The following is a 26,571-nucleotide window of genomic DNA, read 5'->3' as shown; positions in this document are numbered from 1 at the left end:
GTGCCGAGCGGAGGTGGCCGGCGCCCTTTTTTGGGGGCGGGTGGGGTAAACCCGACTTGCAGGACGCCGGCCAGGCGGGTTGGGGTCCGCCAGGAAGTATAATGCCAGAAAACCTTATGGTTCGATATTCCGCGATAGCGGAACATCTGCGCCACATGAGCGAGTTCCAGCCGATCTCAAGGGCCTATGATCCGGCTGCTCATCCACCGGCGTAGGTAGCGCATATCGGCTTTCTGGCCGCAGATCTTGCAGGTGTAGACGTTGTGCCTTTTTGCGCGCCGAGCGCCATCATGCGGACGGCCGGGAGGGGCGGGGAGCCCGTCGACCGTAGGCATAGCGGCTCTCGGGAAGACGCCTTTTATGGCAGCTCTGCTATCTACCAGCCCTGCCGACTATACCAGTCGTCGACGTCTCGGCGTACGCGATCCTTCTCGATGCCGTAGCGTTCCTGGATAATGCCCTCAAGCTGATCGCGTTTGCCGGCGATGCGGTCGAGATCATCATCAGTGAGCTTCCCCCACTGCTCCTTGACTTTACCCTTGACCTGCTTCCAGTTTCCTTCGACGCGGTTCCAATCCATTGTGGCTATCTCCTGAATCACACATGGAAGAACGGGTGTATCGCCATGAGGTTCCGGTGGGCCAAATCCCCGCCGATCACCGCCAGCGGGAACGCTGCGGCTGCGCTTGGCATCAGTGACGATGTGCGCCGGCTTCTTGTTTCCCCTCACGCGTTGTTCACGGCGGCGCCAGCCTGAAGTCGCTCCCCTCTGGCAGCAATTGCCCGCCATCGACGATAATCGTGGTGCCGGTGATGTAGCTGGCATCGTCGGAGGCCAGGAACAGGAAGGCATTGGCGACGTCGCGCGGGCTGCCCAGCCGGCCGAGCGGAATGGCGTCTTCCATGTTCTTGATGAAGGCAGCACCCCGGTGAAGCTCTATTCCCTCGGTGAGAATGTTGCCGGGTTCGACGCCGTTGACGGTTATGCCGTAGCCGGCGAATTCGAGCGCCGCCGAACGGATCAGCCCGTTTATGCCTGCCTTGGTCGCGGAATAGTGGCCGTGGCCGGGACTGGTGACGTGCGGGCCGGTGATCGAGGAGGTGAACAGCATGCGCCCGCGGCGCTGCGCCTTCATCGGCACCAGTGCGGCGCGGGCGGCATTGAAACTGCCGCGCAGATTGACCGCCATGACGCGATCCCAGTCGTCCGGGTTGGTGTTCTCCAGCAATTGCCAGGGATAAATGCCGGCATTCTGGACGATGATGTCGAGGCGGCCATGGTGCGCGAGCGCCAGCGCGACGGCGGCCTCGACATCGGCCAAAAGCGAGATGTCCGTGCCGATGAAGGCGGCGTCAAGTTCACTGGCGGTCGCTCGCCCCACCTCGATCTCGGTGTCGGCAAGCACAAGCCTGGCGCCTTCTTCGGCGAAACGTTGGGCGATGCCCTTGCCGATGCCGCGCGCGGCGCCGACGATCAGCGCTACTTTGCCCGACAGTCTTCCGGTCTCTGGCCGTACGGTCATGCGAGCCTCTGGCGAATGGTTTGCTTGAAGGCGTCGAGCAGGACCGCCGCCAGCACCAGCAAGCCGTGAATGACCTGGGTGAAGTTGGCGGGCAGGCCCATCAGATTGATCGCCGTGTTGATGGCCGACAAAAGCAGCACGCCGGCATAGACGCCGGGTAAGGTGCCGACGCCGCCTTTCAGGCTGACGCCGCCGATGACGACGGCGGCGAAGGCGTTGAACAGCAGGCCAACGCCGAGATTGGCGGTGGCGCCCGATGTGCGGATGGCGAGCAGCCAGCCGGCAAGGCCGGCTATGGCGCCGGCAAGCACGAAGGCGATGATCAGGTTGCGGTTGACGCGGATGCCGGCGCGGAAGGTCGCCGTCTCGTTGCCGCCGATCATCACCAGATGCCTGCCGAAAGGCGTCTTGGCCATGATCAGCGAGAAGACGACGAAGCAGGCGATCGCGATCCAGGCGGTGAGCGGCAGGCCGATCAGCCGCTGGATGCCGAACCAGCGGATGGCAGGCGCCAGATCCTGCGCCGAACGGCCGCCGGAAATGACCAGCACCAGGCCGCGCACCCAGATGTAGGAGGCCAGCGTGATGATGAAGGCGCTCATCTTGACCTTGACGACCAGGACACCGTTGAAGGCGCCGATGACGCCGCCGACGGCAAGCGCCAGCAGCAGCGAGACCGGCACCATCAGCCAGTCCGGATGCAACTGTACGCCGAAGCCGATGCCCGAAGAGCAGAACAGGATGCCGACCACCATGGCGCTGAGCGCAGCCACCGATTCGACCGACAGGTCCATGTGCCCGGCGATGATGACCAGCGCCAGGCCGATCGACATCACGCCTAGCACGCTGGAGGCTTCGATGATGTTGGCGAAAATACCGAGCTGGAAATAGTTGGGAATGAAAAGGGAGAACACCACCAGCACGAAGACCAGCATGAACCAGACGAGATTATCGAGGACGAACTCGAGGATTTGACGGGTGCGGGGGCTCATGGGCTGATCCGGTTTGGGTTCGAATGCCGCGGCGGCTCTATGCCGGGCAATTCTGCCGGGCAGGGCGGCTCCGGGCGGGTGGCCCGGAGCCGTTCTGGGGAAGGTTTATTCGACGGACTTCACGGTGTCCTTCGGCGGCTTCTGGTTGCCCCAGAAGGCCGGGTTGTCGACGTTCTCCTTGGTGATCGCGGCACCCGGGATCTTGATGTTCGGGCCCCAGGCCTCCTTGGTCACCACCGATTTCAGGCCAAGCACGTCATAGTCGCCGGGCTTGATCTCCTGCTTGTTGACGACCTTGTCCATGAACATGGCGACCGCCGCGGCCTGCGCGTAGAGCGGCTGTTCGACTTCGACGTTGAGCCAGCCCTTGCGGATCAGGTCGAGGCCGACCGGCGCGCCGTTCGAACTCATCAGCATGACGTCGCCCGGCTTCTTGCCGGCGGCCTCGAGCGAGGCGACGGCGGCGACCGAAAGATGCGCGGCGTGGCTGAAGATCAAGTCGATGTCGGGGTTGGCAAGCATCTGGTCGGCGACGATGGTGCCGGCGTTGCTGGCCTCCCATTGCATGGCCGGCAGCGAGATGATCTTGACGTCCGGGAACGCCTTCATCTTCTCTTCAAAGCCTTTCTGGATGTCGAGCGTGTAGGGATCGCCGGGGTCGCCGAGCACCTGCAGGATCTTGCCCTTCACAGCGCCGTTCTTGGCCTTCAGCAGCGCTTCGGCCTGTTCGGCGGCGACGTGGCCGATCTCGACAGTGCCGGCTACCGAGGTGAAGTCGGACGGAGTGGAGGTGATCTGGCGATCGAATTCCACGACAGGTATGCCGGCCGCGCGCGCGGCCTCGATCGACGGCTTCAGCGCGTTGAAGTCGACGGCGGCCAGGATGATCGCCTTCGGTTTCAGCGCGATGACGTCGTTCATCTGCGATTGCTGGGCGTCGGTCTTGTTGTCGGCGTTCAGCGTCTTCATCTCGTAGCCGACCTGTTTCAGGAACAGTTCCAGCGCGCTCACCGAGCCGGTCTGGAACTCATCGAGCAAGGTCGGCACCATGTAGTAGACGGTACCCTTGGACTGGGCGAATGCCGGCGTGAGCGTGGCAACTGCCAGTGCCAGGATACCGAGGACAGAAAGAAGTATTCGTTTCATGTCGTTGGCTCCTCTAGTGCCGGACCCCTCTTTTGTCCCTCAGCCCGCCGGTCCGGCACCGGCAAGCGTCTCCCCGGTGATCATGTTGATCACCGCATCGGGACTTGTTTTGTTGCGTGCGACATCGCCGGCCACGACGCCTTGCCGGATCACTACGATCCGGTCTGCGACCTGGAAGGCCTGCTGCATGATGTGGGTGATGATGACGACGCCGATGCCCTGGTTCGCCACCTGGCGGATCATGTCGAGGCCGCGCCGCGTCTGTTCGACGCCAAGCGCTGCAAACGGCTCGTCGAGCAGCACCAGCTTGCCGCCCCAGTGCACGAAGCGGTTGAGCTCGATGGCTTGCCGCTGGCCGCCCGAAAGATGCTCGACATTGGTGCGCAAAGACGGAATGCGGGTGCCGGCGCTGGCAAGCGCCTTGCCGACCACGGCCTCCATCGCCCGCTCGTCGAGCACTGGAATGCCGAGCACCTTGCGCGTGATCTCACGGCCCATGAAGAAATTGGCCACCACGTCGACATTCGTGCACAGCGACAGGTCCTGATAGACGGTCTCGATTCCCGCCGCCTTGGCCTCGGCAGGGGATTTGGCAAGGAACTCCTTGCCTTCGAACAGCATGCGGCCGGAGGTGGGCTCCAGGCCGCCGGCGATGATCTTGACCAGCGTCGACTTCCCGGCGCCGTTATCGCCCAGCAACGCGACCACCTCGCCCTTGCCGATCGAGAAGCTGATGCCCTTCAGCGCCTGGATCGCGCCATAGTTCTTGGTGACGTTGTCGAGCACCAGCAGGGGTTCGCTCATCAGGCAACCTCCCCGGCTGTCAGAATATCGCGGCCGCGTTCGCGCTCGGCGGTGAACATCTGGCCGAAGCGTGGCGACAACACGCCAGAGACGGCCAATGCGGCCGCGCCGCGCAGCACGGCTTGCTGGCCGCCGCCGGCGACGACGATGCGTGGCGTCTTGCGGTCCTTGCGGGCCGAAACCGAATTGTGCAGAGGCGCAGCCGATCTCGCCAGGCGTTCGAGCAGGTCCGGCGCCGCCAGCCCGCCGAGCACGACCGTCTCGGGGTCGAAAAGGTTCTCGATGATGGCAATGGCGTTGCGGAAGATCGGGCCGACCTCGGCGACCCAATCGGCATCGCTGCCCTTCCAGCGCCCTCGCGCTTCGAGCGAGACATAACGTTCGAGGCAACCGCGATTGCCGCACGGGCAAAGCTCGCCATAGGGAACGACGGGAATATGGCCGATCTCGCCGGCATTGCCCCAGGCGCCGCGCAGCACGCTGCCGTCATGCATCATGGCGCTGCCAAGTCCGACGCCGAAATAGAGATAGTAATATTCGGAATGCTGGGCGCCGATGCCGTAGAGGCGCTCGCCCACGGCGGCCGCAGCCATGTCGCCGTCGAAAAAGGCCGGCAATCCTGTCGCCGCCGTCAGCCGCTCGCGCAGCGCCACGTCCTTCCAGCCGGCCATTGTGGTCGGCCCGATGAAGCTCATCGTGTCCACGCCGAACGGGCCGGGAAGCGCCATGCCGATGCCGATGACGCGGCCCGCGGCGCGCGTTCCGGTCAGGTCGCGGACCATGGCGCGGACCTGGTCGAACGCATGATCGGGCGTCGCGTTGGGGGCCCCGCGGTGCAAGCTGTCGATCACGTCACCGCTGAGATTGATCAGCGCCGCGTCGATCCCCAGCGGCGTCAGGTGGATGCCGACGGCATAGCCGCCCTCGGGATTGATGCGCAGCGTCGCCGGTGGCAGGCCACGGCCCTTCGGCTCCTCGCGTACGGACAGGACGTAACCCTGCTCCTCCAGTTCGCGAACGATGGTCGATACGGTTTGAACGGTGAGGCCGACATGCCTGGCGATATCGCCCCTGGCGATGGGACCGTACCGGCGGATCGATTCGAGCACGATGCGTCGGTTGTACGGCCGCCCGAACTCCTGATTGGTCCCTCGCAATGCCATGCCTTGCGTCCCCGGTTGAGGCAAGGTTGGCACCAAATATTTATTCAGTCAAATGGAATTCAAAAATGCACCGCATTTGAGCGACGCGCCCGCTACGGCGGAAAAGCCGGCCGGTGTCCGGCTGATCACCGCGCCCTAGATGGCGGAACATGGATAAGATTTATGTCTTGCTGATCTTCGCCGCGGCCATTGCCATCATCTGCCTGGGCGGCAGATGGAACACATCTGATACCGACCACTATATGGGCTTCGACAATTTGCGGTCGCCTCGAAAGGGAAAAGCCCTGAACGGCGACAAGGATGCGAAAAAGCAATGAGGACGGCGCGGGATGGCGGCGGCCTGGGCCCGTGCGTTAGAGATACTGCGCGACCTTCTTGCCGACCGTGAGGAAACGCAAAGGATCGATCGCTTCGCCATTGTGGCGGACTTCGTAATGCAGATGCGGGCCGGTCGAGCGACCGCTGCTGCCGGTCTTGCCGATGACAGCGCCGGCATCCACTTTTTCGCCCACGGTCACGTCGATTTCGCTGAGATGTCCATAGCGCGTGGCAAACCCATTGCCGTGATCGACTTCGACCATGCGGCCATAGCCGCCATTCCAGCCCGCCTTGATGACCACGCCTGGCGCGGTGACCTTGGCCGCCATGCCGATCGGCGCCCTGAAGTCCATTCCCGAATGCAGGGCGGCCGTGCCGAGGATCGGGTCGGTGCGCACCCCGAACGGGCTGGTGACGGAATGACCGGGTGCGGGATTCGCGAGCGGCAGCCGGCGTGCTTCCTTCTTGAGCTGGTCGAGCGTGTCCAGCGCCTCGTCCAGTTCCTTGACCTTGCTGTCGAAAAACATCGAGCTGTCAAGCGGGATCAGCGGTCCGCCGACATCGCTTTCGTTCTTGCCGAAGTCGCTGTCGACCGGCAGCCCGGCCGCCTCGAGCGCCTGGGTTATGGCGTCGGCATTCTTGTAGGCGTTGTCAGCAAGTATGCTGATGCGCGTGAGCTGGTCATTCTCGATGGATTTCAACGACTTGTTGATCGAAATGAACAGCTTGTCGGCACGATCGGCGGCTGAATCGTTCGGCAGCGGATCGGAGCGGGTCGCCCACAGGGAGAACGGCCTGGTGTCGGCGGCGCCAGGGGCGGCGCCGAGGCTGGCCAGCGCGTAGCTTTGAGCAGGCTGGGCGATGCTGCCGGTCACTTCGGCGTGTTTGTCAGGCTTTGCCGGCACTGCCGGATCTTCGGCCGTCGCTGCGCCGACTTCATTTTCGGCGCGGTCGAGCAGCGGGCCGAGGCGGCCGTGGCGCTGGCTGAGTTGCGTCTGGCGCTCCAAAAGCTCGCTCACCTTGGTTTCCATCAATTGCTGGTCAAGCAACTGCCGGCTGGTGATGCGGTCGACCTGGGCGCGAAGCGCCGAGATGCGGTCTTCGTAAGCCTGCTGCATGCGCGCCTGGCGCGCGGTGGTGGCGCCGATCAGGTCGTCGCGCAGCACGAGATAGGAGGTGGCCAGCAGGTAACCGATGGCGATCGCCGCCAGCGCCGAACCGAGAAATACAACCAGCCAGGGCCGGATCGTGAAGTGCCTGATCTCGCTGCCGCGGGCGATGATGACTGTATGCGGTTCCTTGCGCCTGCCAAAGATCGCGGACTGACCGGTTGCGTTCACGGGACCAAGCTTTCGTTTACGACACCACGACAGCCCGACTACACATTATTAAGGTTAACAAAGCTTTGCCGAAGCAAGACGCCGGCAAGAATTGCCCGCAAAGCGAGCATGGGGTTGCTTCGCATCGCTTTCTGAAAACAAGGGCGCGGAGGCGCCCCCCTCAAATCGCCCGCACAGCTTCCAGCACCTCCTCGGCATGGCCCTTGACGCGCACCTTGCGCCAGATCCTGGCGATGCGCCCGTCGCGGCCGATCAGGAACGTCGCGCGCTCGACACCCATGTATTTGCGGCCATACATCGATTTTTCGACCCAAAGGTGGTAGGCCTCGATCACCTTGCGCTCCTCGTCGGAGGCAAGGTCGATGGTAAGATCGTATTTCGACTTGAACTTGTCGTGCTTCCTGGCGCTGTCGGGCGACAGGCCGATCACGACGGCGCCGGCCTTCTCGAACTCCGGCTTCAGCTGCGAAAAGCTGATCGCTTCGGCGGTGCAGCCGGTGGTGTCGTCCTGTGGGTAGAAGTAGAGGACGACAGGTCTGCCGGCAAAGCCGGCCAGGCTGAGCGAACCACCGCCGTCCCGCGGCAACTCGAATTGCGGCGCGGGATCGCCCACATTGAGGTCAGCCATATCCATGCCCTTGTTTGAGGTTACGCGCGAAGCCACACCGATATAGTGTCGAGCGGGGATTCGTCCACGAGCGAGTTCGTAGAACGGAAAATTGCGTGGATCAGGAGCAACCGCAGCACGAGAAGATCAGGTTCAGGCGGGATGAAATCACCGACCTGGGCGCCTTGCCATCGGCTTGCCGCGTTCCGCCGCTCGGCCAGGCGGCGATCGGCCGCGGCTTTCGTATCCTATCGCGGCTGTTTGCCGGCGCCGTTGCGCTGGTGCTGCTGGCGGCGGTGGCTGTCTATCTCATCGGTGTCTCCGGAATAGGGGCCGACCGGCTGCGCGTCGAGGCGGAGGCCGCCATCGAGAAGCTTGCGGGCGTCGATGTCGATGTTGCGGTCGGGCCCGCCCGCATCACCCTCGACAGTTCGAGCTTCGTCGCGCTCCAGGTGAGCGACGTCAGCCTGAAGGCCAGCGACGGTAAACCCATGGCCGATGCGGGCAGGGTACGTTTCGGCATCCGCCTGCTGCCGCTGCTTCGAGGCGAGGTGCGGCTGACCAGCGCCAGGATTTCCGATGCGCGCATCGTTACCGCGGCGATGCCGTCGGGCGGCGACTGGACGGCCGAGCTGCGCAATCGGGACGGGCTGATCGATCCCGAAAAACTGTCCGATGCGCTCTTTGCCAACATCAATCACGCTCTCGATGCGGTGCGCGAGGAATCGCTGCACCGTATCGATCTTCACAATGTGGCATTCGTCTTGCCCGACACCGAGGCGGTCAGGTTGATCACCGTCGCCGACGCGGTCGTCCTGCAGTCGGGGACAGGCGGCATGGAGTTCTCCTCGCAGGCAAATGTCGACGGCAAGGCGGTGACCGTCGCCGCATCCGCCAGCCGCGATGCCGAGACCCGGCGCGTGATGTCGCTGGATGCCACCGTCGGCATCGCCGAAGACGGCGGCGAAAGCGGCGCAATGGCGTCCGGCGGCAAGTTGGGGGCGCTCAGCGTGACGCTCAAAGGGTCGCAGGGGGCCGACGACACCGCGTCGCGGCTGACGGCTGCCCTGTCGTCCAGGGGATCGGTGCTTGATCTCGGCACGCGTGGCCTGCTGTCGGCCGATGTCGATCTCGGCGCCACGCTCGTCCGCGGCAGCAACAAGATCCAGGTGGACAGGCTGTTGCTGAAGACCGGCCGCTCGACCTTCGATTTCGCCGGCTCGATCGGGCCCAGGCCCGCGACCGCCGCCGCCGGAGAGGAGCCGGCCTACCGATACGATCTGACCAGTGACGGCTCGACGCTGGCGCCTTCGGAATCGCCGGAGCCAGCGCTCACCTTCCTTGCCCGCATCGCCGGCGTCTACCAGACCAAAAGCCATAAATTGGTAGCCGATCAGATCGCGGTCCGGTCGGCCGCTTCCAGCGAGGTCCTTGGAACCGCGGCCGTGCAGTTCGTTGACGGCAAGGCTCCCGGCATCAATCTGGCGCTCAACGTGCATGACATGCCGGTCTCGCACGTCAAACAGCTTTGGCCATGGTTTTCGGCGCGCAACGCGCGGCTCTGGGTATTGGACAATCTGTTCGGCGGCCGCGTCGTCGATGCCAATCTTCAATTCCAGGTGGTGCCTGATCGCCTCGGCAATGGCGTGCCGCTTTCCGCCGACGAGGTGTTCGGCCGCTTCCAGATCGAAGGATCGCGTTTCGACACGGCTGGCCGCATTCCGCCGATACGCGATGCCGTCGGTGTCGTCGCCTTCCACGGCAATGACGTCGATATCTCCCTGTCCTCTGGCACCGTCTTCATGCCCAGCGGCCGCACCGTGGCGGCCAGCAACGGCACGCTGACCGTCAAGGCGGCCAACCGCCCGCCGGTCGTCGGCGCGCTCGACATCGACGTTGCCGGCGAAGCGTCCGCGGTCGCTGAACTTGCCTCCTACGAGCCGATCAATGCCATGCGCCATGTCGGCTTCCTGCCCGAAGACCTGTCCGGCAGCGTCACCGGCCATGTCAGGGCCGATATTCCGCTGCAATCTGGTGTCGACAGCTCGAAGCTCGATTGGCTGGTATCGCTCGACTACAGCGGGCTTTCATTGGCCAAGCCGTTCGAAGGCCAGACCGTGACGGATGCCGACGGTTCCGTCACGGTCGACCCTGAAAAGGCTGTCATTTCCGCCAAGGCATCCCTGAACGGCATTCCCGCCGAACTCGACCTGATCGAGCCGCTGGAGGATGGCGGACCGGCACGCAGCCGCAAGGTGGCCCTGGTGCTCGACGACAAGATCCGCGCCGCCGCCATGCCGGGGCTGGCCCCGTTGTTGGGCGGAACCGTGAAGGTCGCGATCGACAAAAGCGGCGACGGCAACCAGAACGTCTCGGCCGACCTGACCAATGCCAGGCTCGACATCCCCTGGGCCGGATGGAGCAAGGGGGCAGGGATTCCCGCAAGTGCTACATTCGTCATGACCACGTCCGGCGACACCACGACGCTGTCCGACTTCGACCTCGGCGGCAAGACATTTTCCGTCGACGGCAACATCGTGCTGGTCAACGGGGCCCTGTCGTCGGCAAAGTTCAGCAAAGTCGCGCTGAACCGGGGCGACGACGTGGCGGTATCCGTCAAGCGATCGGGCAGGGGCTATGCAGTCAACATCAGCGGCAATGCCCTGGATGCCCGCTCGCTGATCAAGCAGTTCACCTCCGACGTCGACACCGCGACCAAGACGACGGGCGCCGACGCGATTTCCGTCAGCGCCGACGTCGATCGGCTGACCGGTTTCCACGACGAGCAACTGTCCAACCTCAAGCTCGACTACAGCGCGGCCGGTTCGAAGGTGAACGGGCTGAAGGTCAGCGCCACTGCAAGTTCGGGAGCCGCCATAGCCATCAGCAACACGAGCAGCGCCGGCCGGCGCTCGCTTAACGTACAGTCGGCGGACGCCGGTGCGATACTGAGATTTCTCAACATCTACGAGCACATGGAAGGTGGGGCGATTGCCCTGGCCTTGTCGGGAGCGGGCGACGGGCCGATGAAGGGCAAGGTGGACACGACGAACTTCTTCGTCGTCAACGAACCGAAGCTCGCATCCATCGTCTCGACCACACCCGCAGGCGACAGCCGCAGCCTCAATCAGGCGGTCAAGGGCAAGCTCGACACCTCGCGGGTACAGTTCGAACGCGGTTACGCCGAGATCGAGAAGGGCAGCGGCTATCTCAGGCTGGCCAACGGCGTGCTGCGCGGTCCCCGCATCGGCACGACGTTCCAGGGCACGCTCTATGACCAGAACAACAATATGGACATGACCGGCACCTTCATGCCGGTATACGGCCTCAACCGCATCTTCGGTGAACTGCCCATCGTCGGCGCGCTTTTGGGCAATGGCCGCGACCGCGGCCTGATCGGCGTGACCTACCGGCTCAAGGGCAACGCCAACAAGCCGCTGCTCGACATCAACCCGCTCTCGGTGATCGCGCCGGGGATATTCAGGTCGATCTTCGAGTACCGGTGAAGGGGCCTCAGATCGGCCGCACCAGAATGTGTTTTTTCCTGCCCAGTGAAAGCTTTACGACGTTTTCCGGACTCAAATCCTGAAGCGTGACCGTGCGACGGTCATCGCTGACAGGCTGATCATTGAGCCGCACCGCACCGCCTTGCACATGCCGCCGCGCTTCGCCGTTGGACGCCGCCAGCCCGGCGGTCACCAGCAGCGCCAGGATGCCGACGCCGGCTTCGAGCTTGGCGTTTTCAACCTCGACGCTCGGCAGCGTCTCGGCGAGGGCACCTTCCTCGAAGGTCTTGCGTGCGGTTTCGCTGGCCTGTTCGGCGGCGCCGCGACCATGGAGCAACGCGGTGATCTGCGTGGCGAGGATCTTTTTCGCCTCGTTGATCTCGGACCCACCGAGCTTCTCCAGGCGCGCCACCTCGTCCAACGGCAGCGTCGTGTAGAGCTTCAGGAAACGGCCGACATCGGCGTCCTCGGTGTTGCGCCAATACTGCCAGAATTCGTAAGGCGAGAGCATCTCGGCATCGAGCCAGACCGCGCCCGTGGCGGACTTGCCCATCTTGGCGCCCGACGAGGTGGTGAGCAGCGGCGTCGTCAGCGCATAAAGCTGCGCGTCCTCCATGCGGCGACCGAGATCGATGCCGTTGATGATGTTGCCCCACTGGTCGGAGCCGCCCATCTGCAGACGGCAGCCGAGGCGCTTGTAGAGCTCGACGAAGTCGTAGGCCTGCAGGATCATGTAGTTGAATTCGAGGAAGGACAACGACTGCTCGCGGTCGAGCCGCAGCTTGACGGAATCGAACGCCAGCATGCGGTTGACCGAAAAGTGACGGCCGACGTCGCGCAGGAAATTGACGTAGTTGATCTCCATCAGCCAGTCGGCGTTGTTGACCATGATCGCGTCATTCGGGCCGCTGCCGAATTTGAGAAACGGCATGAAATTGCGGCGGATGCCGGCGAGATTGTCGTCGATGTCGCGCGGGGTCAGAAGCTTGCGCGCCTCGTCCTTGAAGGAAGGGTCGCCGATCATCGAGGTGCCGCCGCCCATCAAGGCGATCGGCCGATGGCCGGTCTGCTGCAGCCAGTGCAACATCATGATCTGGATCAGCGAGCCGGCGTGCAGGCTCTTGGCGGTCGCGTCGAAGCCGATATAGGCCGTCACCGTCTCCTTGGCGAAGAGATCGTCCAGCCCGGCATCATCCGAAGTCTGGTGGATGAAGCCGCGCTCGCTCATCGTGCGCAGGAAATCGGATTTGAAGGCAGGCATTTTTTCTTTCCCGAAGCGTCCGCCCGTCCGGCGCGGGCGTATGTGAAAGCGCGCGTTTAGCACCCAAGCGCGATCAGCAAAAGTGGATTCCGGTGTTGCGCCCGATCGCACTTCGACCAGGGGCTTGGCAATCACTTGTTGTTGAAACGCCGCAAGCCGCCTCTCGGCGCGGATGCTTGCTTCATTGTTTGTGCTGGCGTAATGAGGCGCGCGCCAAAAGGTCCTTGCAGCCCACGACCTCAAGCGGCACCGCACGGCATCCACCCAATGCCATATCCGACGACAGAGCCCCACGCGACATGCCGGACGCATTGATATCCATCGTCATTCCTTGCAGGAACGAGGCGGCAAACCTGCCGCTGCTGATCGATGAGATCGAGGCGGCGATGACCGGGCGCGACTTCGAACTGATCATCGTCAACGACGGCTCGACCGACGAAACCGCAGCCGTTCTCGCCAGGCAGGCAGCACTTCGCCCGTTTCCAGTCAGGGAATTGCGGCACGAGAAATCCGCCGGCCAGAGCCTCTCGGTACGCTCCGGCGCCTGGGCGGCGCGCGGAAGCATCGTCGCCACGATCGACGGCGATGGCCAGAACGATCCTCAGTACATTCCCATGCTGGTCGACGCCTTGCGGCGGGCCGGGCCCGACTACGGCGCCGCGCAAGGGCAACGCCTGAAGCGCCGCGACAGCAAGGTCAAGCAACTGGCATCGCGGTTCGCCAACTGGCTGAGAAACGCCATCCTGCATGACGAGACGCGCGACACAGGCTGCGGCCTGAAGGCGGTCCACACCGAGATCCTGCGCAAGCTGCCGTTCTTCGACGGCACCCATCGTTTCGTTCCGGCGCTGGTCATCCAGGAAGGATACCATGTCGTGCATTGCGACGTCGTCGACCGCTCCCGCCGCCACGGCAAGTCGAACTACGGAATTTTCGACCGTGGCCTGCAGGGCGTGCTCGATCTCTGCGGCGTCTGGTGGCTGCGCCGCAGGCGTCGCCGGATGCCAAAAGTAGAGGAAATCACGCATGGTTAACGTGCTTCAGGAACTGGTGACCTGGATCCACCGGGTCTTCATCGAACAGTTCAACGCGTGGATCCTGCTCGGCTTCGTCGCCCAGTTCTTTTTCACCATGCGCTTCGTCGTGCAGTGGCTCGCATCGGAAAAGGCCAAGCGAAGCGTCGTGCCGATCGCCTTCTGGTTCTTCTCGCTGTTCGGCGGAGGTCTGTTGCTGATTTATGCGATCAAGCGGCAGGACCCGGTGTTCATCGCCGGCCAGGGCATGGGCTTGTTCATCTACATCAGAAATCTCTGGCTGATCGCCAATGAACGCAAGGCGGCGATGACGAAGGTCGATTGAGCGGCTTTGCGCATCAGGGAAGAATGGTCGGAGAGGCTGGAATATGGCGCTGAACAGGAACTACATCCTTCTTTTCCTGTTCAGCCTGGTGATGACGGTGTCGGGACTTGCGTCCATGCCGCCGCTGGACCGTGACGAGCCGCGCTTCGTCCAGGCCACCAAGCAGATGGTCGAGAGCGGCGATTATGTCGACATCCGCTTTCAGGACGCTTCGCGCTACCAGAAGCCGATCGGCATCTATTGGCTGCAATCCGCGGCCGTGGCTCTGAGCGGCAAGGGCGCCGCCGCACCAATATGGGTCTACCGCCTGGTGTCGACGCTGGGCATCGCCCTGGCCGTTCTCGGCATCGCCTGGACGGGCACCAGGCTTTTCGGAGCCAGTGCCGGCATCGCCGCCGGCCTGGTGATGGCGGCGATCTTCGCCACCGCCTTCGAGGGCCGCGACGCCAAGACCGATGCGATGCTGCTGGCCTGCTGCGTGGCGGCGCAGGGCGCGCTGGCGCAGATTTACCTGGCATCGCGCCGCAACGAGCCCGTCGCCGGCCATCTGTGGTGGATATTCTGGCTGGCGCAAGGGGCCGCGATCCTCATCAAGGGGCCGATCGCCCCACTGCTGTCGGCGCTCACCATCGCTGTCTTGTTTGCATTCGAACGCGACGGGCGCTGGCTGTCGAAGCTCAAGTTGGGGCGCGGCCTGCTGCTCGTCGTCCTGATCGTGTTGCCCTGGCTCGCCCTGATCACCTGGAAAAGCGACGGCGCCTTCCTCCAGCAGGCTGTCGGCAAGGATATGCTCGGCAAGGTCGCCCAGGGCGAGGAATCGCACGGCCTGCCGCCCGGCTTCTACATGTTGACCTATTCGCTGTTCATGTGGCCGTTCGGCCTGATCGCCGTCGGCGCCGGCCTGCAAGCCCTCAACCGGCTGCGCGACGATGTCAGGCTGCGCTTCTGCCTCGCTTGGTACATCCCCTTCTGGCTGGTATTCGAACTGATTCCGACCAAGCTGCCGCACTACGTGCTGCCGGCCTATCCCGGCATGGCGCTGCTGATCGGCTGGCTTTTGACATTGCAGCCGCAGGAAGCCAATGCGCCGCTCCGGCGTTGGCAGCAATGGTTGTGGTGGTCGACGGCCTTCGGCCTGGTCGTGGTCAGCTTTGGCCTGGCTGCGGTCTGCGTGGGCGCCCCGATCTATCTCACCCATACTTTCTCCTGGTGGAGCATTCCGGCGGCCGCATCAGCGCTCGGCGCCGGCTACCTGGCCTTCTCGCGACAGCTGCAAGTGCCGCTTGCCCGTATCGGCGCCGTCGCGGCCTGCGCGGGCATCGCCTATGGGTTGCTGTTTGGTGTCATCGCCCCGTCCTTGAAGCCGATATGGCTGAGCCCGGCGATCAACGAGGCTGTGCGCGCCAACAAGCCTTGCGACACCTCGGTGCTGGCATCGGCGCGGTATCACGAGCCGAGTCTTGTGTTCCTGGTGGGTACGAAAACGGTGCTGACCGACATCGATGGCGTGGTAAAGCATCTGCTTGCCGACCCCGCCTGCGCGCTGGGACTGGCGCCGGTCGAGGATGAGCAGAAACTCAATGGATTGCTGGCCGGGCAAGGCAAGGTGGCGAGCCGTCTTACGACGATCGACGGGGTCAACTTTTCATCGGGAGACAAAATGTCGCTCGGCCTCTACCGTATCGCCCAATGAGTTCGACAACGGGATCGGGTTTTCAATGCTGGTGAAACCGCGCCCTTCCGTTTCCATTGCGCCCGCTGCGGTGGTGCGTCGGTCCGTTGGAAATTTCCGCGACACGCTGCGGATCGTCAGAGGGCGCTTCGCCGCTCGTTCCGCTTCGTATCCCAGAATCCTATGGCCGCTCTGGATCTCAACCTGGATTTTGCTGACGGCAGCGGCATTCGTCGGCCTCGACACCCCGGCGGGACTGCTGCACGGCAGGTGGTCGGCGGGCTTCGGCCGGCTTGCCGAGTTCCTGACGCAGTTCGGCCTAGGCGGCTGGTATCTCATCCCTCCGGCACTCTTGCTCATAGGGGCCAATCTGACGGACTGGCGAAGCCTGTCGCGGCGGTCATTGATACTCGTCTACAATTGGACCTGCCTGGCGTTCCTTGCGTTGAGCGCCATCGGCCTGTCCGGCCTGCTGGTCAATGTCCTGAAATATGCGGTCGGCCGGGCGCGTCCGCTCTATTTTCAGGATCTCGGCGTGCTCTCGCTGCGTCCCTTCGCCTTCGATGCGCGCTTTGCCGGTTTCCCGTCCGGTCACGCCACGACCATGGGGGCCGTGTTCGGCATCCTGCTGCTTTTGTTCCCGCGGCGCTGGTACATCGCCTTGCCGATCACGGCCTGCATCGCCTCGACGCGGGTCTTCGTCGGCGCGCATTATCCGAGTGATACCGTCGCCGGCTTTGGTCTTGGCTTTGCCTTCGCGCTGGTTTGCGGACTGGCCTTTGCCCGGCTCGGCTTCATCTTCAGCCCGACACGATCGGGATTGCCGGTGCGCAAGCAGACGTTTCGGCTGATCGGTCGAACAAGCCGAACGGCCGTCTGATCCATCGAGCCTGGGATTTAGTCGCCGTTCAGTCCGCCATAGGACCTTACCAGGTTCACCATGTCGGACGAATTTGCCGTCTCGCTTTCAAGCCCGTGCGCAACGCCTGCGCGATCCGCGACGGGACGGTTCTGGCTGACCTTCCATTTGCCATGGATTTCGGCGATCTCGATCTCCAGCCCGATGATGCCCTTGATCTGCGACTGGATGAACGGGGCAGGCGCATCCGTTACCGCCCATGGCGCCTCACGCGTGCCTTCCTGCGAAGCCGTCAGGTCGGCGATCTGCCGCGCCAGCCAGTCCTGATCGTCGATCACCTTCGCGATGCCGCGCACCTGCACGATGGCATAGTTCCAGGTCGGCACCACCTTGCCGGTCTCGCGCTTGGTCTCGTACCAGGACGGCGTCACATAGGCGTCGCTGCCCTGGAAGACGATCAGCACCGTCGAGGCCGGATTGTCGGCGATAAGCCGCCATTGCGGATTGGCTCTAGCCAGATGTGCGCGCAGCCTGCCATTTGGCCCGACATCGGCGTCGATCAGGAACGGAATGGCGTCGGCGACCGGCCCCTCGGGTCCGCTGGAAACCAAGAGGCCGAGCGGATGTGCCCGGATCAGCCCGTGCAGCACGTCCGGCCGTGTTTCCTGGAAATGAGGAGGCTGGTACATTGCGATTATCCGTCCTTAGCGCAGCCGCTTCGGGCGCGGATCCGACAATTCGCCGGCCAGCCGGCGATCGAGATAATCCGCGCATTCCTCGATCAGCAGTTCGGCATCGTTGGCGAAGAAATGATTGGCGCCGGGCAAGGTCTTCTGCGTGATGGTGATGCCCTTTTGCGTGTGCAGCTTGTCGACCAGGCCTTGCACGTCCTTCGGCGGCGCCACCTTGTCAGCGTCGCCATGGATGATGAGCCCCGAGGAGGGGCAGGGCGCCAGGAAGGAAAAGTCGTAGGTGTTGGGTTGCGGCGCGACCGAGATGAAGCCTTCGATCTCGGGCCGGCGCATCAAAAGCTGCATGCCGATCCACGAGCCGAACGAATAGCCGGCAACCCAGCAACTCTTGGAATCCGGATGCAGCGACTGCACCCAGTCGAGTGCGGCGGCCGCATCCGACAATTCGCCGGTGCCGTGATCGAATTCGCCCTGGCTGCGGCCGATGCCGCGGAAATTGAAGCGCAGCGTGGTGAAGTCGCGCTTCTGGAACATGTAGAAGAGGTCGTAGACGATTTTGTTGTTCATCGTCCCGCCGAATTGCGGGTGCGGATGCAAGACAATGGCAATCGGCGCGCTCTTTTCCTTCGAGGGCTGGTAGCGACCCTCCAGACGGCCGGCCGGACCGGTGAAAATGACCTCAGGCATGAAATACTCCAACTTGGGTAATAAGAATGCGCGGCGCCCGGAGAACCTTCCTCTGGCCTTGACGCAGGGCGAGCGTCTTCATAGAAGCTAGTTTAGAATTGTTCAAAACTGGGTGGCCGGAACGCAATCGCCCGGCCGCCCGCGCCGCAAGCCGGGTAAATAGGACGGCTTGCCTTGGAATTTCAAGGAAATAACGCGATATCTCGGTGGAATGGCTTCTGACGGGACCAACTGGAAGAAAATGGCCGGAATGCGCGCCTATCTCGACTACAATGCCAGTGCGCCGCTGCTTGCAGCGGCACGCGAGGCTATGGTCGCGGCGCTCGATGTGGCCGCCAACCCATCATCGGTCCATGCCGAAGGGCGTGCGGCGCGTCGCCTGATCGAAACTGCAAGGCGTGATGTGGCGGAATTGGTGAAGGCCAAGGCTGGGCATGTCGTGTTCACGTCAGGCGCCACGGAAGCCGCCTCGACGCTGCTGACGCCCGATTGGCGGATGGGGCGCGGGATCATCCGCATGAGCCATCTCTATATCTGCGAAGCCGACCACCCCTGCCTGTTGAACGGCGGGTCCTTCCCGGCCTCGCAGGTGACGCGGATCGGCGTCGACGCCAATGGAATTGTCGACCTCGAAGCAATGGCAAACGCGCTTGCCGCGCACGATAAGGCCGCCGGCCTGCCGCTGGTGGCAATCCATGCCGCCAATAATGAGACTGGTGTCATCCAGCCGGTCGATCGTATCGCCGAAATCGTAAAGTCGGTCGGCGGTGTCCTCGTCGTAGACGCGGTTCAGGCGGCAGGGCGCATTTCAATCGACATTTCGGCGGGTTACGCCGACTATCTGATACTGTCGTCGCACAAGATCGGCGGCCCCAAGGGCGTCGGCGCCATCGTCGCCGCTGCCGATCTGATGATGCCGAAGCCGCTCATCAACGGCGGTGGCCAGGAAAAGGGCCATCGCGGCGGCACCGAGAACCTGCCCGGCATTGCGGGATTTGGCGCGGCGGCGCGGGAGGCTCTCATCGGATTGGAGGCCATCGACGCCCTGCGTCGGCGCCGCGACGAGATCGAGGCCATCGTTAAAATGTTGATACCGGACGTGGAAATCTTCGGAACCGGCGCACCGAGGCTTGCCAACACGACATTCTTCGCTATTCCCGGCGCCAAGGCCGAAACGGTACAGATCGCCTTCGACCTGGCCGGTGTGGCGCTGTCGGCGGGTTCCGCCTGCTCGTCGGGTAAAGTCGGTCCGAGCCATGTGCTGAAGGCCATGGGTCAAGGTGACAGTCCGGGTGCGTTGCGCTTGTCGATCGGCGCGGCGACCGGCGCGCAGGACATCGAGGCGTTCCGCCTGGCGTTGGCAGAAATCGCCGCACGTCGGGTGGGCAAGGAGAAGGCCGCGTAGCGGTTGGACGAATTTGGGCCTTTCGGCCTGGTAGAGCCGTGCGTTTCATGCTGGCCGGGTGAATTTCCGGCCGAGGCGCACTATATGAAACTTACGCCGCCGCGGGTGCTCCTTGGGTGCTTATCCGGCGGTGCCATAGTTTGAAAACTGTCGGGCCTTGACCCCGGCGTGGATGGAGAACGCATATGCCTGCTGTGCAGGACACGATCGATCGGGTCCGAAAGATCGACGTCGACCAATACAAATACGGGTTCCAGACCGAAATCGCTGTCGACAAGGCCCCCAAGGGCCTGAGCGAAGACATCATCCGTTTCATTTCGGCGAAGAAGGACGAACCGTCCTGGATGCTGGAATGGCGTCTGGAAGCCTATCGGCGCTGGCTGACGCTGGAAGAGCCGACCTGGGCGCGCGTCAACTATCCCAAGATCGATTTCCAGGACATCTATTACTACGCGGCGCCGAAGAGCACGCCCGGACCGAGCTCGCTCAGCGACGTCGATCCGGAGATCTTGAAGGTCTACGAGAAACTCGGCATTCCGCTGAAGGAGCAGGAGATCCTGGCCGGCGTGCAGAAGACCGATGCGTTCGAGCTCGAGGATGCCAGCGACAACGTCTACAAGTCCGGCCGCGTCGCCGTCGACGCCGTGTTCGATTCGGTATCCGTCGTCACCACGTTCAAGAAGGAACTGGCGCAGGCGGGCGTCATCTTCTGCTCGATCTCGGAAGCCATCCGCGAGCATCCGGAACTGGTGAAGAAATATCTCGGCTCGGTCGTGCCCACGTCGGATAATTTTTATGCGACGCTGAATTCGGCCGTCTTCACCGACGGCTCGTTTGTCTTCGTGCCCAAGGGCGTTCGCTGCCCAATGGAACTGTCGACCTATTTCCGCATGAACGAGAAGAACACCGGCCAGTTCGAGCGCACGCTGATCATCGCCGAGGAGGGGGCCTACGTCTCCTATCTCGAAGGCTGCACGGCGCCGCAGCGCGACGAGAACCAGCTCCATGCCGCAGTCGTCGAACTGGTGGCGCTCGATGACGCCGAAATCAAATATTCCACCGTGCAGAACTGGTACCCCGGCGACGCCGAGGGCAAGGGCGGCATCTATAACTTCGTTACCAAGCGCGGCGATTGCCGTGGCCACCGCTCGAAGATCTCGTGGACGCAGGTCGAGACCGGCTCGGCGATCACGTGGAAATACCCGAGCTGCATCCTGCGCGGCGACGATTCCAGCGGCGAGTTCTATTCGATCGCCGTGTCGAACGGTTACCAGCAGGTCGACAGCGGCACCAAGATGATCCATCTCGGCAAGAACACGTCGAGCCGCATCATCTCCAAGGGCATCGCCGCCGGCTTTTCGCAGAACACCTATCGCGGCCAGGTTTCGGCGCACCGCAAGGCGACCAACGCGCGCAACTTCACCAACTGCGACTCGCTGCTGATCGGCGACCAGTGCGGCGCCCACACGGTTCCCTACATGGAAGCCAAGAACGCGACGGCTCAGTTCGAGCATGAGGCGACGACGTCGAAGATTTCCGAGGACCAGAAGTTCTACGTCATGCAGCGCGGCATTCCGGAGGAGGAAGCGATCGCGCTGATCGTGAATGGCTTCGTCAAGGACGTCATCCAGCAGCTGCCGATGGAATTCGCCGTCGAGGCACAGAAGCTGATCGGGATTTCGCTCGAGGGCTCGGTCGGCTGACCGGACAGATATTCAGGAAACAAAAGAATGCTTGAGATCAAGAACCTGCATGCCCGCATCGTCGATGACGGCACCGAAATCATCCGCGGCCTGAACCTCTCGGTGAAAGCCGGCGAGGTCGCGGCCATCATGGGGCCGAATGGCTCGGGCAAGTCGACGCTGTCCTACATTCTCGCCGGCCGCGAGGACTACGAGGTCACCGAGGGCGATATCCTCTACAACGGCCAATCGATCCTCGAAATGGATCCGGCCGAGCGCGCGACGTCGGGGATTTTCCTGGCCTTCCAGTATCCGATGGAGATACCGGGCGTGGCGACTATGGAGTTCCTGAAGGTTGCCATGAACGAGCAGCGCAAGGCGCGCGGCGAGGAGCCGCTGAAGATCCCCGAATTCCTGAAGCGGGTGAAGGAAGCCGCCGGCTCGCTCAACATGGACATGAACATGCTGAAGCGGCCGCTCAATGTCGGCTTCTCCGGCGGTGAGAAGAAGCGCGCCGAGATCCTGCAGATGAAGCTTTTGGAGCCAAAGCTCTGCGTGCTTGACGAGACCGATTCCGGGCTCGACATCGATGCGCTCAAGATCGTTTCCGATGGCGTCAACGCGTTGCGCTCGCCCGAGCGCGCCATTGTCGTCATCACGCACTATCAGCGGCTGCTCGAACACATCGTGCCCGACACCGTGCACGTGCTCTACAAGGGCCAGGTCATCAAGTCCGGCGACAAGTCGCTGGCGCTCGACCTCGAGGCCAATGGCTATGCCGGCGTGATCGGTGAAGCCGCGTGAGATGCCAGAAGGCAAGGTCAAACTGATGAACATGCACACACAACCCCAGCGGACACCGGCCGAAACAGCGTTGATCGACGCTTTCGGCGAACGGTTGTCGCTGCTGCCGGGCGACGGCGCGGTGATGTTGAAGCGCGACGACGCCATCGAGGCGGTGAAGCACGGACTGCCGACCCGGCGTATCGAATCCTGGCACTACACCGACCTGCGCCGGCTGCTGAATGCGGTGCCGGACTTCGACCCGACGGCCGTGGCCAAAGCCATCGCGCCAGTCGTTGAAGGTTCCACCGTGTTGCCGCTTCTCAACGGCGTGTCGAGCGCCAAAACGCCCGCAATCGAAGGCGTCAGCGTCCAGTGCCTGTCGGAGAAACTGACCGACGGCAGCATCGCGCCTGGGCTCGATCCCTACGGCAGCGACGATGCCATCGGGGCGTTGAACACGGCTTTCGTCGCCGACGGTTATTTCGTCGACATCGCCGATGGCACCCAAGTGGAAAAGCCGATCGAATTGCAAAACCTGCAGGCCGGCGGCCAGACGCATGTACGCCTGGCCGTGCGCGCCGGCGCCGACGCCAAGGCTGTGATCGTCGAACGCCAGGCCGGCGAGGGCGCGGCCCTTGTCAGCTCGGTCAGCCAGCTCGTGCTCGGCGAAGGCGCCGAGGTGACGTGGCTGATCATCCAGGAGCAGCCGGACACGGCAACGCATCTGGCGCAGTTCAAGGCTCATATCGGCAAGAATGCGAAGCTGACGCTGTTCGTCATGAACGCCGGCGGCAAGCTCGTGCGCCAGGAGGTCGTGGTGAAGACGACGGGCGAGGGCGCCGACTTCCAATTGCGCGGCATCAACCTGCTGGCCGGCGACGCCCACACGGACACCACCATGGTGCTCGATCATGCGGTGCCGCACACCACGTCGACGGAAGTGATCCGCAATGTCGTGACCGGCAAGGCGCGTGGTGTCTTCCAGGGCCGCATCAACGTCCATCAATACGCGCAGAAGACCAACGCCAAAATGGCTTGCAACACGCTGCTTCTGTCGGACGACGGCGAGTTCTCGACCAAGCCGGAACTCGAAATCTTCGCCGACGACGTGGTCTGCGGTCATGGCGCCACCGTCACCGAGATCGACCACAACCATCTGTTTTACCTGATGGCGCGCGGCATCGACGAGAAGAGCGCCCGTGGTCTGCTGGTGAAGGCCTTCATCGCCGAGGTGATCGAGGAACTGGACGACGAGGTGATCGTCGAGGCCCTGGAGACCAGGCTCGACGGCTGGTTTGCGGCGCATGGATGAGTGGATAGGGCTCGCTCCGGCGAACACCCCTGATCCGGCCGCTTTGCGGCCACCTTCTCCCACAAGGGGAGAAGGAAGAGCGCCTGACCTTCTCCCCTTGTGGGAGAAGGTGGATCGGCGCGAAGCGCCGAGACGGATGAGGGGTGTTGGACGGAATGAGGCAGTGCCTCAAGAGAGCTTATGATGGACCAGAAAGTCGAAACCTACGACGTCGAGGCGATCCGCCGCGATTTCCCGATTCTGTCACGCGAAGTCTACGGCAAACCTCTCGTCTATCTCGACAATGGCGCCTCGGCGCAGAAGCCGCAGGCGGTGCTCGACGCGGTCCAGCACGCCTATGCCCAGGAATACGCCAACGTCCATCGCGGCCTGCACTTCCTGTCCAATGCAGCGACCGATTCCTATGAGAAGGCGCGGGAGACGGTTCGCCGCTTCCTCAATGCGCCGAGCACCGACAATATCGTCTTCACCTCGAACACGACATCGGCGATCAACACGGTCGCCTATGGCTATGGCATGCCCAATATCGGCGAGGGCGACGAGATCGTGCTGTCGATCATGGAGCACCACTCCAACATCGTGCCATGGCATTTCATCCGCGAGCGGCAGGGCGCCAAACTGGTGTGGGTGCCGGTCGACGATCTCGGCGTCTTCCACATCGAGGAATTCGAGAAGCGACTGACCGGCCGCACAAAGCTGGTCGCCATCACGCAGATGTCGAACGCGCTGGGCACGGTGACGCCGATCAAGGAGATCGTGCGCATCGCGCATTCGCGCGGCATTCCCGTGCTCGTCGACGGCAGCCAGAGCGCCGTCCATATGCCCATCGACGTGCAGGACCTCGACTGCGATTTCTTCGTCTTCACCGGCCACAAGGTCTACGGTCCCTCCGGCATCGGTGTGCTCTATGGCAAGAAGGACATCTTGCAGCGCATGCGTCCGTTCATGGGTGGCGGCGAGATGATCGAGGAGGTGACCGAAGACATCGTCACCTACAACGACCCGCCGCACCGCTTCGAGGCCGGTACGCCGCCGATCGTCCAGGCGATCGGGCTCGGCGCCGCGCTCGATTACATGGAAAAGATCGGCCGCGAGCGCATCGCCGCGCACGAGGCCGATTTGAAGGACTATGCGCACGAGCGGCTGCGCGCCATCAACTCGCTGCGCATCTTCGGCGACGCGCCCGGCAAGGGCGCCATCATCTCGTTCGAGCTGCAAGGCATTCATGCCCATGACGTGTCGATGGTGATCGACCGGCAAGGCGTGGCTGTGCGCGCGGGCACCCATTGCGCCCAGCCCCTGTTGAAACGCTTCGGCGTAACCTCCACATGCAGGGCGTCGTTCGGCATGTATAATACGCGAGCCGAAGTCGATGCTTTGGCTGATGCGTTGGAAAAAGCGCGCAAGTTTTTCGGGTGACGATAATGGAAGATGCCAGCACAGCCACCGATGCTGTTCCCGACGCGGCCGCCAATGCGGTGGTTTCCGCCTCCGCAATTCCCGCCGACGAACTGGCGCGGCTGACCGACGACATCGTCTCGGCGCTGAAGACGGTCTACGACCCGGAAATCCCGGCCGATATTTACGAGCTTGGCCTCGTCTACAAGATCGACATCGAGGACGACCGTTCGGTCAAGATCGACATGACGCTGACCGCGCCCGGCTGCCCGGTGGCCGGCGAGATGCCGGGCTGGGTTGAGAACGCCGTCGGCGCCGTCGAAGGCGTGTCGGGCGTCGAGGTCAACATGACATTCGACCCGCCCTGGTCGCCCGATCGCATGTCGGAAGAGGCGCAGGTGGCGGTGGGCTGGTACTGACGTCGAGTCCGGCACACTTGCGCCAGTGGCAAAACTTCACCATTTTAGGTGAGGAATCATTCGGCAGGCCTTGAACCTGCATGGAATGGAGAAGGAAAAAGATGGGACGCTTTGCCGTCATCACGATGACCGAAAAGGCCGCCGACCGGGTGCGCGAGATCGTTGCCACGCGTGAGAATGCGCATGGCATTCGCCTCGGTATCAAGAAGGGCGGTTGCGCCGGCATGGAATACACGGTCGACCTGGTGACCGAACCCAATACCAAGGACGACCACATCGAGCGCGACGGCGCCCATGTCTATGTCGCGCCGGAAGCAGCACTTTTCCTGTTCGGCACCGAGATGGATTTCGAGCAGACGACGCTGCGCACCGGCTTCACCTTCCGCAACCCGAACCAGAGCTCGGCCTGCGGCTGCGGCGAATCCGTCGAACTGAAGCCGGCCGACCTCAAGGCGCTGGCAGAAGCACGCGCCTCCGCCTGACCTTCCTTCGTCCCGTTTACGGGGAGAAGGTGTCCCCCAGGGCCGGATGAGGGGCAGCGATAGCCCCGCTGCCGGCGTTCGTCATTCGAAAAGCCGCGCAATTGGCTTCCCGCCTGCTGCGCAGACCACTCCTCACCTCCCTTAGAACGCAGCGAAGACACTCACTCCACCCACGTCCCGGTCCGCTTATGCCAGTCGGCGATCGATTCCTCGGGATAGACGTCGAACACCTTGTCGCTCGGCCCGACATCGGGCTCGACCCAGTTGGCCTTGTATTTCAGCATCAGATGCACCTTTCTTGGCGGTTTCGGCAGGTCGCTGTCGATCGCCGAGGCGAAGGGATGGACGAGTTCCGGCCAGGTCGGGTCGTAGAGCCACAGCGCCGATCCGCATTTGCGGCAGAAATTGCGCTCTCCGGTCGAGATCTCGCAATGCGGATGTTCGTCGTCCTCGATCTCGGCCCGATAGACGCCGAGGCTCCTCTTGCCCCGGATGGTCATCGTCTCGTAGTCGGCGCCGAGATTGATGGCAAAACCGCCACCGCCCTGCTGCTTGCGGCAGATCGAGCAGTAGCACAGCATGAACGGCACGGGCGTGTGGCTTTCCACCTCGAAACGAACGGCATTGCAGCGGCAGGACCCCTTGAGCAGGACAGGCATGGCGGGAACTCCGATCGACCCCTTTTCAACCTGTCAGCATGGTTTTGGTTGCGCCGATGACAAGGCCGGATCGCGGTGACATGATCCGCGCATGGACAATGAACGCATAGAAGAACTCTTCCAGAGCCTGGGCCCGGTCAGCATCCGGAAACTGTTCGGCGGCAAGGGCATCTATGCCGACGGCGTCATCGTCGCCATCGTGCTGCGCGGCGAATTGATGCTGAAAGCGGACGAGCAAAGCGCGCCCGATTTCGAGGCCGCCGGCTGCACGCAGTGGACCTACACCGGGTCCCTGCACGGCAAGCTGGTGGCGATGCCCTATTGGAGCATTCCCGATAGTGCCTTCGACGACCCCGACGAGATGGCGGTATGGGCGCGGCGGGCCTATGAGGCGGGGCGGCTGGCGGGGAAGTGAAGCGCAGCCGTCGAGTTCCTTCACACCCCCCTCTGGCCTGCCGGCCATCTCCCCCGCAAGGGGGGAGATTGCCGGTTTCACTGT

26 protein-coding genes are annotated in these 26,571 nt (G+C 63.1%); 14 read left to right on the top strand and 12 right to left on the bottom strand.

Going from position 1 to position 26,571, the window contains the following annotated elements:
- Positions 1-376: 376 nt before the first annotated feature.
- The 6 genes from LB545_RS30330 to LB545_RS30305 all read right to left on the bottom strand — a co-directional run bounded on the left by LB545_RS30330 (position 377) and on the right by LB545_RS30305 (position 5,628).
- Positions 377-580, bottom strand: a complete 204-nt coding sequence (locus LB545_RS30330; RefSeq protein WP_140493912.1) for a CsbD family protein — start codon at positions 578-580, stop codon at positions 377-379.
- A gap of 157 nt (positions 581-737) precedes the next feature.
- Positions 738-1,523: an SDR family NAD(P)-dependent oxidoreductase gene (locus tag LB545_RS30325; RefSeq protein ID WP_224706270.1), complete on the bottom strand. Its 786-nt coding sequence runs from the start codon at positions 1,521-1,523 to the stop codon at positions 738-740.
- Entirely contained in the window at positions 1,520-2,515 is a 996-nt protein-coding gene (locus LB545_RS30320) for an ABC transporter permease (protein ID WP_140568190.1), read from the bottom strand. Before LB545_RS30320 ends, LB545_RS30325 begins: the two co-directional genes overlap by 4 nt.
- 105 nt (positions 2,516-2,620) lie before the next feature.
- Positions 2,621-3,661 (bottom strand): sugar ABC transporter substrate-binding protein, encoded by a 1,041-nt coding sequence (locus LB545_RS30315; RefSeq protein WP_140556945.1) that lies wholly within the window; start codon positions 3,659-3,661, stop codon positions 2,621-2,623.
- A gap of 39 nt (positions 3,662-3,700) precedes the next feature.
- The gene (locus LB545_RS30310) at positions 3,701-4,465 is read right to left on the bottom strand and encodes an ATP-binding cassette domain-containing protein (RefSeq protein ID WP_140493903.1); all 765 of its coding nucleotides are present in this window, start codon (positions 4,463-4,465) and stop codon (positions 3,701-3,703) included.
- On the bottom strand, positions 4,465-5,628 hold the full coding sequence (locus LB545_RS30305; RefSeq protein WP_224706269.1) for an ROK family transcriptional regulator: 1,164 nt from the start codon (positions 5,626-5,628) through the stop codon (positions 4,465-4,467). Before LB545_RS30305 ends, LB545_RS30310 begins: the two co-directional genes overlap by 1 nt.
- A 167-nt stretch (positions 5,629-5,795) precedes the next feature.
- Between LB545_RS30305 and LB545_RS30300 the strand changes: the two genes are divergently transcribed.
- Entirely contained in the window at positions 5,796-5,945 is a 150-nt protein-coding gene (locus tag LB545_RS30300; protein ID WP_181165117.1) for a hypothetical protein, read from the top strand.
- Between the two features lie 36 nt (positions 5,946-5,981).
- On the opposite strand, the gene LB545_RS30295 is transcribed toward LB545_RS30300, so the two are convergent.
- Together LB545_RS30295 and LB545_RS30290 are read right to left on the bottom strand one after the other, a co-directional pair.
- Positions 5,982-7,286: a M23 family metallopeptidase gene (locus LB545_RS30295; RefSeq protein WP_140556941.1), complete on the bottom strand. Its 1,305-nt coding sequence runs from the start codon at positions 7,284-7,286 to the stop codon at positions 5,982-5,984.
- A 160-nt stretch (positions 7,287-7,446) separates the two neighbouring features.
- Positions 7,447-7,914, bottom strand: coding sequence for a peroxiredoxin (locus tag LB545_RS30290; RefSeq protein ID WP_140493897.1), 468 nt, complete (start codon positions 7,912-7,914; stop codon positions 7,447-7,449).
- A 95-nt stretch (positions 7,915-8,009) separates the two neighbouring features.
- On the opposite strand from LB545_RS30290, the gene LB545_RS30285 reads away from it, so the two are divergent.
- Positions 8,010-11,399, top strand: coding sequence for a DUF3971 domain-containing protein (locus LB545_RS30285; RefSeq protein ID WP_224706268.1), 3,390 nt, complete (start codon positions 8,010-8,012; stop codon positions 11,397-11,399).
- 7 nt (positions 11,400-11,406) lie between these two features.
- On the opposite strand, the gene tyrS is transcribed toward LB545_RS30285, so the two are convergent.
- The gene (gene tyrS, locus LB545_RS30280; RefSeq protein ID WP_140631606.1) at positions 11,407-12,660 is read right to left on the bottom strand and encodes a tyrosine--tRNA ligase; all 1,254 of its coding nucleotides are present in this window, start codon (positions 12,658-12,660) and stop codon (positions 11,407-11,409) included.
- A 299-nt stretch (positions 12,661-12,959) separates the two neighbouring features.
- On the opposite strand from tyrS, the gene LB545_RS30275 reads away from it, so the two are divergent.
- The 4 genes from LB545_RS30275 to LB545_RS30260 all read left to right on the top strand — a co-directional run bounded on the left by LB545_RS30275 (position 12,960) and on the right by LB545_RS30260 (position 16,571).
- On the top strand, positions 12,960-13,694 hold the full coding sequence (locus tag LB545_RS30275; protein WP_224706267.1) for a glycosyltransferase family 2 protein: 735 nt from the start codon (positions 12,960-12,962) through the stop codon (positions 13,692-13,694).
- Positions 13,687-14,019: a lipid-A-disaccharide synthase N-terminal domain-containing protein gene (locus tag LB545_RS30270; RefSeq protein WP_140493889.1), complete on the top strand. Its 333-nt coding sequence runs from the start codon at positions 13,687-13,689 to the stop codon at positions 14,017-14,019. Before LB545_RS30275 ends, LB545_RS30270 begins: the two co-directional genes overlap by 8 nt.
- A 43-nt stretch (positions 14,020-14,062) precedes the next feature.
- Entirely contained in the window at positions 14,063-15,712 is a 1,650-nt protein-coding gene (locus LB545_RS30265) for an ArnT family glycosyltransferase (protein WP_224706266.1), read from the top strand.
- Positions 15,713-15,902: 190 nt separating this feature from the next.
- On the top strand, positions 15,903-16,571 hold the full coding sequence (locus LB545_RS30260; RefSeq protein ID WP_224706265.1) for a phosphatase PAP2 family protein: 669 nt from the start codon (positions 15,903-15,905) through the stop codon (positions 16,569-16,571).
- 17 nt (positions 16,572-16,588) lie between these two features.
- Here the strand turns inward: LB545_RS30260 and LB545_RS30255 are convergent, their stop codons facing one another.
- Both LB545_RS30255 and LB545_RS30250 read right to left on the bottom strand, forming a co-directional pair.
- Positions 16,589-17,239 carry an FMN-binding negative transcriptional regulator gene (locus tag LB545_RS30255; protein WP_224706264.1) on the bottom strand — a complete coding sequence of 217 codons (651 nt, stop codon included), beginning with the start codon at positions 17,237-17,239 and terminating at the stop codon, positions 16,589-16,591.
- 15 nt (positions 17,240-17,254) lie between these two features.
- Positions 17,255-17,929, bottom strand: coding sequence for an alpha/beta hydrolase (locus LB545_RS30250; RefSeq protein ID WP_140493883.1), 675 nt, complete (start codon positions 17,927-17,929; stop codon positions 17,255-17,257).
- A 241-nt stretch (positions 17,930-18,170) separates the two neighbouring features.
- Between LB545_RS30250 and LB545_RS30245 the strand changes: the two genes are divergently transcribed.
- The 7 genes from LB545_RS30245 to sufA all read left to right on the top strand — a co-directional run bounded on the left by LB545_RS30245 (position 18,171) and on the right by sufA (position 25,413).
- Positions 18,171-19,334 carry a cysteine desulfurase family protein gene (locus tag LB545_RS30245; protein ID WP_140728277.1) on the top strand — a complete coding sequence of 388 codons (1,164 nt, stop codon included), beginning with the start codon at positions 18,171-18,173 and terminating at the stop codon, positions 19,332-19,334.
- A 185-nt stretch (positions 19,335-19,519) separates the two neighbouring features.
- Positions 19,520-21,037, top strand: a complete 1,518-nt coding sequence (sufB, locus tag LB545_RS30240) for a Fe-S cluster assembly protein SufB (RefSeq protein WP_224706263.1) — start codon at positions 19,520-19,522, stop codon at positions 21,035-21,037.
- Between the two features lie 27 nt (positions 21,038-21,064).
- A complete protein-coding gene (sufC, locus tag LB545_RS30235; RefSeq protein WP_140624752.1) occupies positions 21,065-21,820 on the top strand; it encodes a Fe-S cluster assembly ATPase SufC in 756 nt (251 codons plus the stop codon).
- A 25-nt stretch (positions 21,821-21,845) separates the two neighbouring features.
- Positions 21,846-23,114 carry a Fe-S cluster assembly protein SufD gene (gene sufD, locus LB545_RS30230; RefSeq protein ID WP_140515796.1) on the top strand — a complete coding sequence of 423 codons (1,269 nt, stop codon included), beginning with the start codon at positions 21,846-21,848 and terminating at the stop codon, positions 23,112-23,114.
- A 183-nt stretch (positions 23,115-23,297) separates the two neighbouring features.
- Positions 23,298-24,533 (top strand): cysteine desulfurase, encoded by a 1,236-nt coding sequence (locus LB545_RS30225; protein WP_140728280.1) that lies wholly within the window; start codon positions 23,298-23,300, stop codon positions 24,531-24,533.
- 5 nt (positions 24,534-24,538) lie between these two features.
- On the top strand, positions 24,539-24,931 hold the full coding sequence (locus LB545_RS30220) for an SUF system Fe-S cluster assembly protein (RefSeq protein ID WP_140493873.1): 393 nt from the start codon (positions 24,539-24,541) through the stop codon (positions 24,929-24,931).
- A gap of 101 nt (positions 24,932-25,032) precedes the next feature.
- Positions 25,033-25,413: a Fe-S cluster assembly scaffold SufA gene (gene sufA / locus LB545_RS30215; protein ID WP_006206001.1), complete on the top strand. Its 381-nt coding sequence runs from the start codon at positions 25,033-25,035 to the stop codon at positions 25,411-25,413.
- Positions 25,414-25,574: 161 nt separating this feature from the next.
- Here sufA and LB545_RS30210 read toward each other — a convergent pair whose 3' ends face one another.
- Positions 25,575-26,072, bottom strand: coding sequence for a GFA family protein (locus LB545_RS30210; RefSeq protein WP_224706262.1), 498 nt, complete (start codon positions 26,070-26,072; stop codon positions 25,575-25,577).
- Between the two features lie 91 nt (positions 26,073-26,163).
- Here LB545_RS30210 and LB545_RS30205 point away from each other — a divergent pair, with 91 nt between their 5' ends.
- Positions 26,164-26,487, top strand: coding sequence for a TfoX/Sxy family protein (locus LB545_RS30205; protein WP_224706261.1), 324 nt, complete (start codon positions 26,164-26,166; stop codon positions 26,485-26,487).
- The last annotated feature ends 84 nt before the right edge of the window (positions 26,488-26,571 follow it).

Source organism: Mesorhizobium sp. BR1-1-6, from assembly GCF_020165355.1.
Taxonomy (GTDB): Bacteria; Pseudomonadota; Alphaproteobacteria; order Rhizobiales; family Rhizobiaceae; genus Mesorhizobium.
Note: the sequence above shows the minus strand (reverse complement) of the source record. Positions and strands in the feature narration are given on the sequence as shown.

Coding starts and splice junctions, on each gene's coding strand:
- sufA (WP_006206001.1), top strand. CDS start 25,033: ATGGGACGCTTTGCCGTCATCACGATGACCGAAAAGGCCGCCGACCGG.
- tyrS (WP_140631606.1), bottom strand. CDS start 12,660: ATGCCTGCCTTCAAATCCGATTTCCTGCGCACGATGAGCGAGCGCGGC.
- sufD (WP_140515796.1), top strand. CDS start 21,846: ATGAACATGCACACACAACCCCAGCGGACACCGGCCGAAACAGCGTTG.
- LB545_RS30305 (WP_224706269.1), bottom strand. CDS start 5,628: ATGGCATTGCGAGGGACCAATCAGGAGTTCGGGCGGCCGTACAACCGA.
- LB545_RS30320 (WP_140568190.1), bottom strand. CDS start 2,515: ATGAGCCCCCGCACCCGTCAAATCCTCGAGTTCGTCCTCGATAATCTC.
- LB545_RS30310 (WP_140493903.1), bottom strand. CDS start 4,465: ATGAGCGAACCCCTGCTGGTGCTCGACAACGTCACCAAGAACTATGGC.
- LB545_RS30210 (WP_224706262.1), bottom strand. CDS start 26,072: ATGCCTGTCCTGCTCAAGGGGTCCTGCCGCTGCAATGCCGTTCGTTTC.
- LB545_RS30265 (WP_224706266.1), top strand. CDS start 14,063: ATGGCGCTGAACAGGAACTACATCCTTCTTTTCCTGTTCAGCCTGGTG.
- LB545_RS30250 (WP_140493883.1), bottom strand. CDS start 17,929: ATGCCTGAGGTCATTTTCACCGGTCCGGCCGGCCGTCTGGAGGGTCGC.
- LB545_RS30270 (WP_140493889.1), top strand. CDS start 13,687: ATGGTTAACGTGCTTCAGGAACTGGTGACCTGGATCCACCGGGTCTTC.
- LB545_RS30315 (WP_140556945.1), bottom strand. CDS start 3,661: ATGAAACGAATACTTCTTTCTGTCCTCGGTATCCTGGCACTGGCAGTT.
- LB545_RS30275 (WP_224706267.1), top strand. CDS start 12,960: ATGCCGGACGCATTGATATCCATCGTCATTCCTTGCAGGAACGAGGCG.
- LB545_RS30225 (WP_140728280.1), top strand. CDS start 23,298: ATGGACCAGAAAGTCGAAACCTACGACGTCGAGGCGATCCGCCGCGAT.
- LB545_RS30220 (WP_140493873.1), top strand. CDS start 24,539: ATGGAAGATGCCAGCACAGCCACCGATGCTGTTCCCGACGCGGCCGCC.
- LB545_RS30245 (WP_140728277.1), top strand. CDS start 18,171: ATGGCCGGAATGCGCGCCTATCTCGACTACAATGCCAGTGCGCCGCTG.
- LB545_RS30325 (WP_224706270.1), bottom strand. CDS start 1,523: ATGACCGTACGGCCAGAGACCGGAAGACTGTCGGGCAAAGTAGCGCTG.
- LB545_RS30205 (WP_224706261.1), top strand. CDS start 26,164: ATGGACAATGAACGCATAGAAGAACTCTTCCAGAGCCTGGGCCCGGTC.
- sufB (WP_224706263.1), top strand. CDS start 19,520: ATGCCTGCTGTGCAGGACACGATCGATCGGGTCCGAAAGATCGACGTC.
- LB545_RS30255 (WP_224706264.1), bottom strand. CDS start 17,239: ATGTACCAGCCTCCTCATTTCCAGGAAACACGGCCGGACGTGCTGCAC.
- LB545_RS30330 (WP_140493912.1), bottom strand. CDS start 580: ATGGATTGGAACCGCGTCGAAGGAAACTGGAAGCAGGTCAAGGGTAAA.
- sufC (WP_140624752.1), top strand. CDS start 21,065: ATGCTTGAGATCAAGAACCTGCATGCCCGCATCGTCGATGACGGCACC.
- LB545_RS30290 (WP_140493897.1), bottom strand. CDS start 7,914: ATGGCTGACCTCAATGTGGGCGATCCCGCGCCGCAATTCGAGTTGCCG.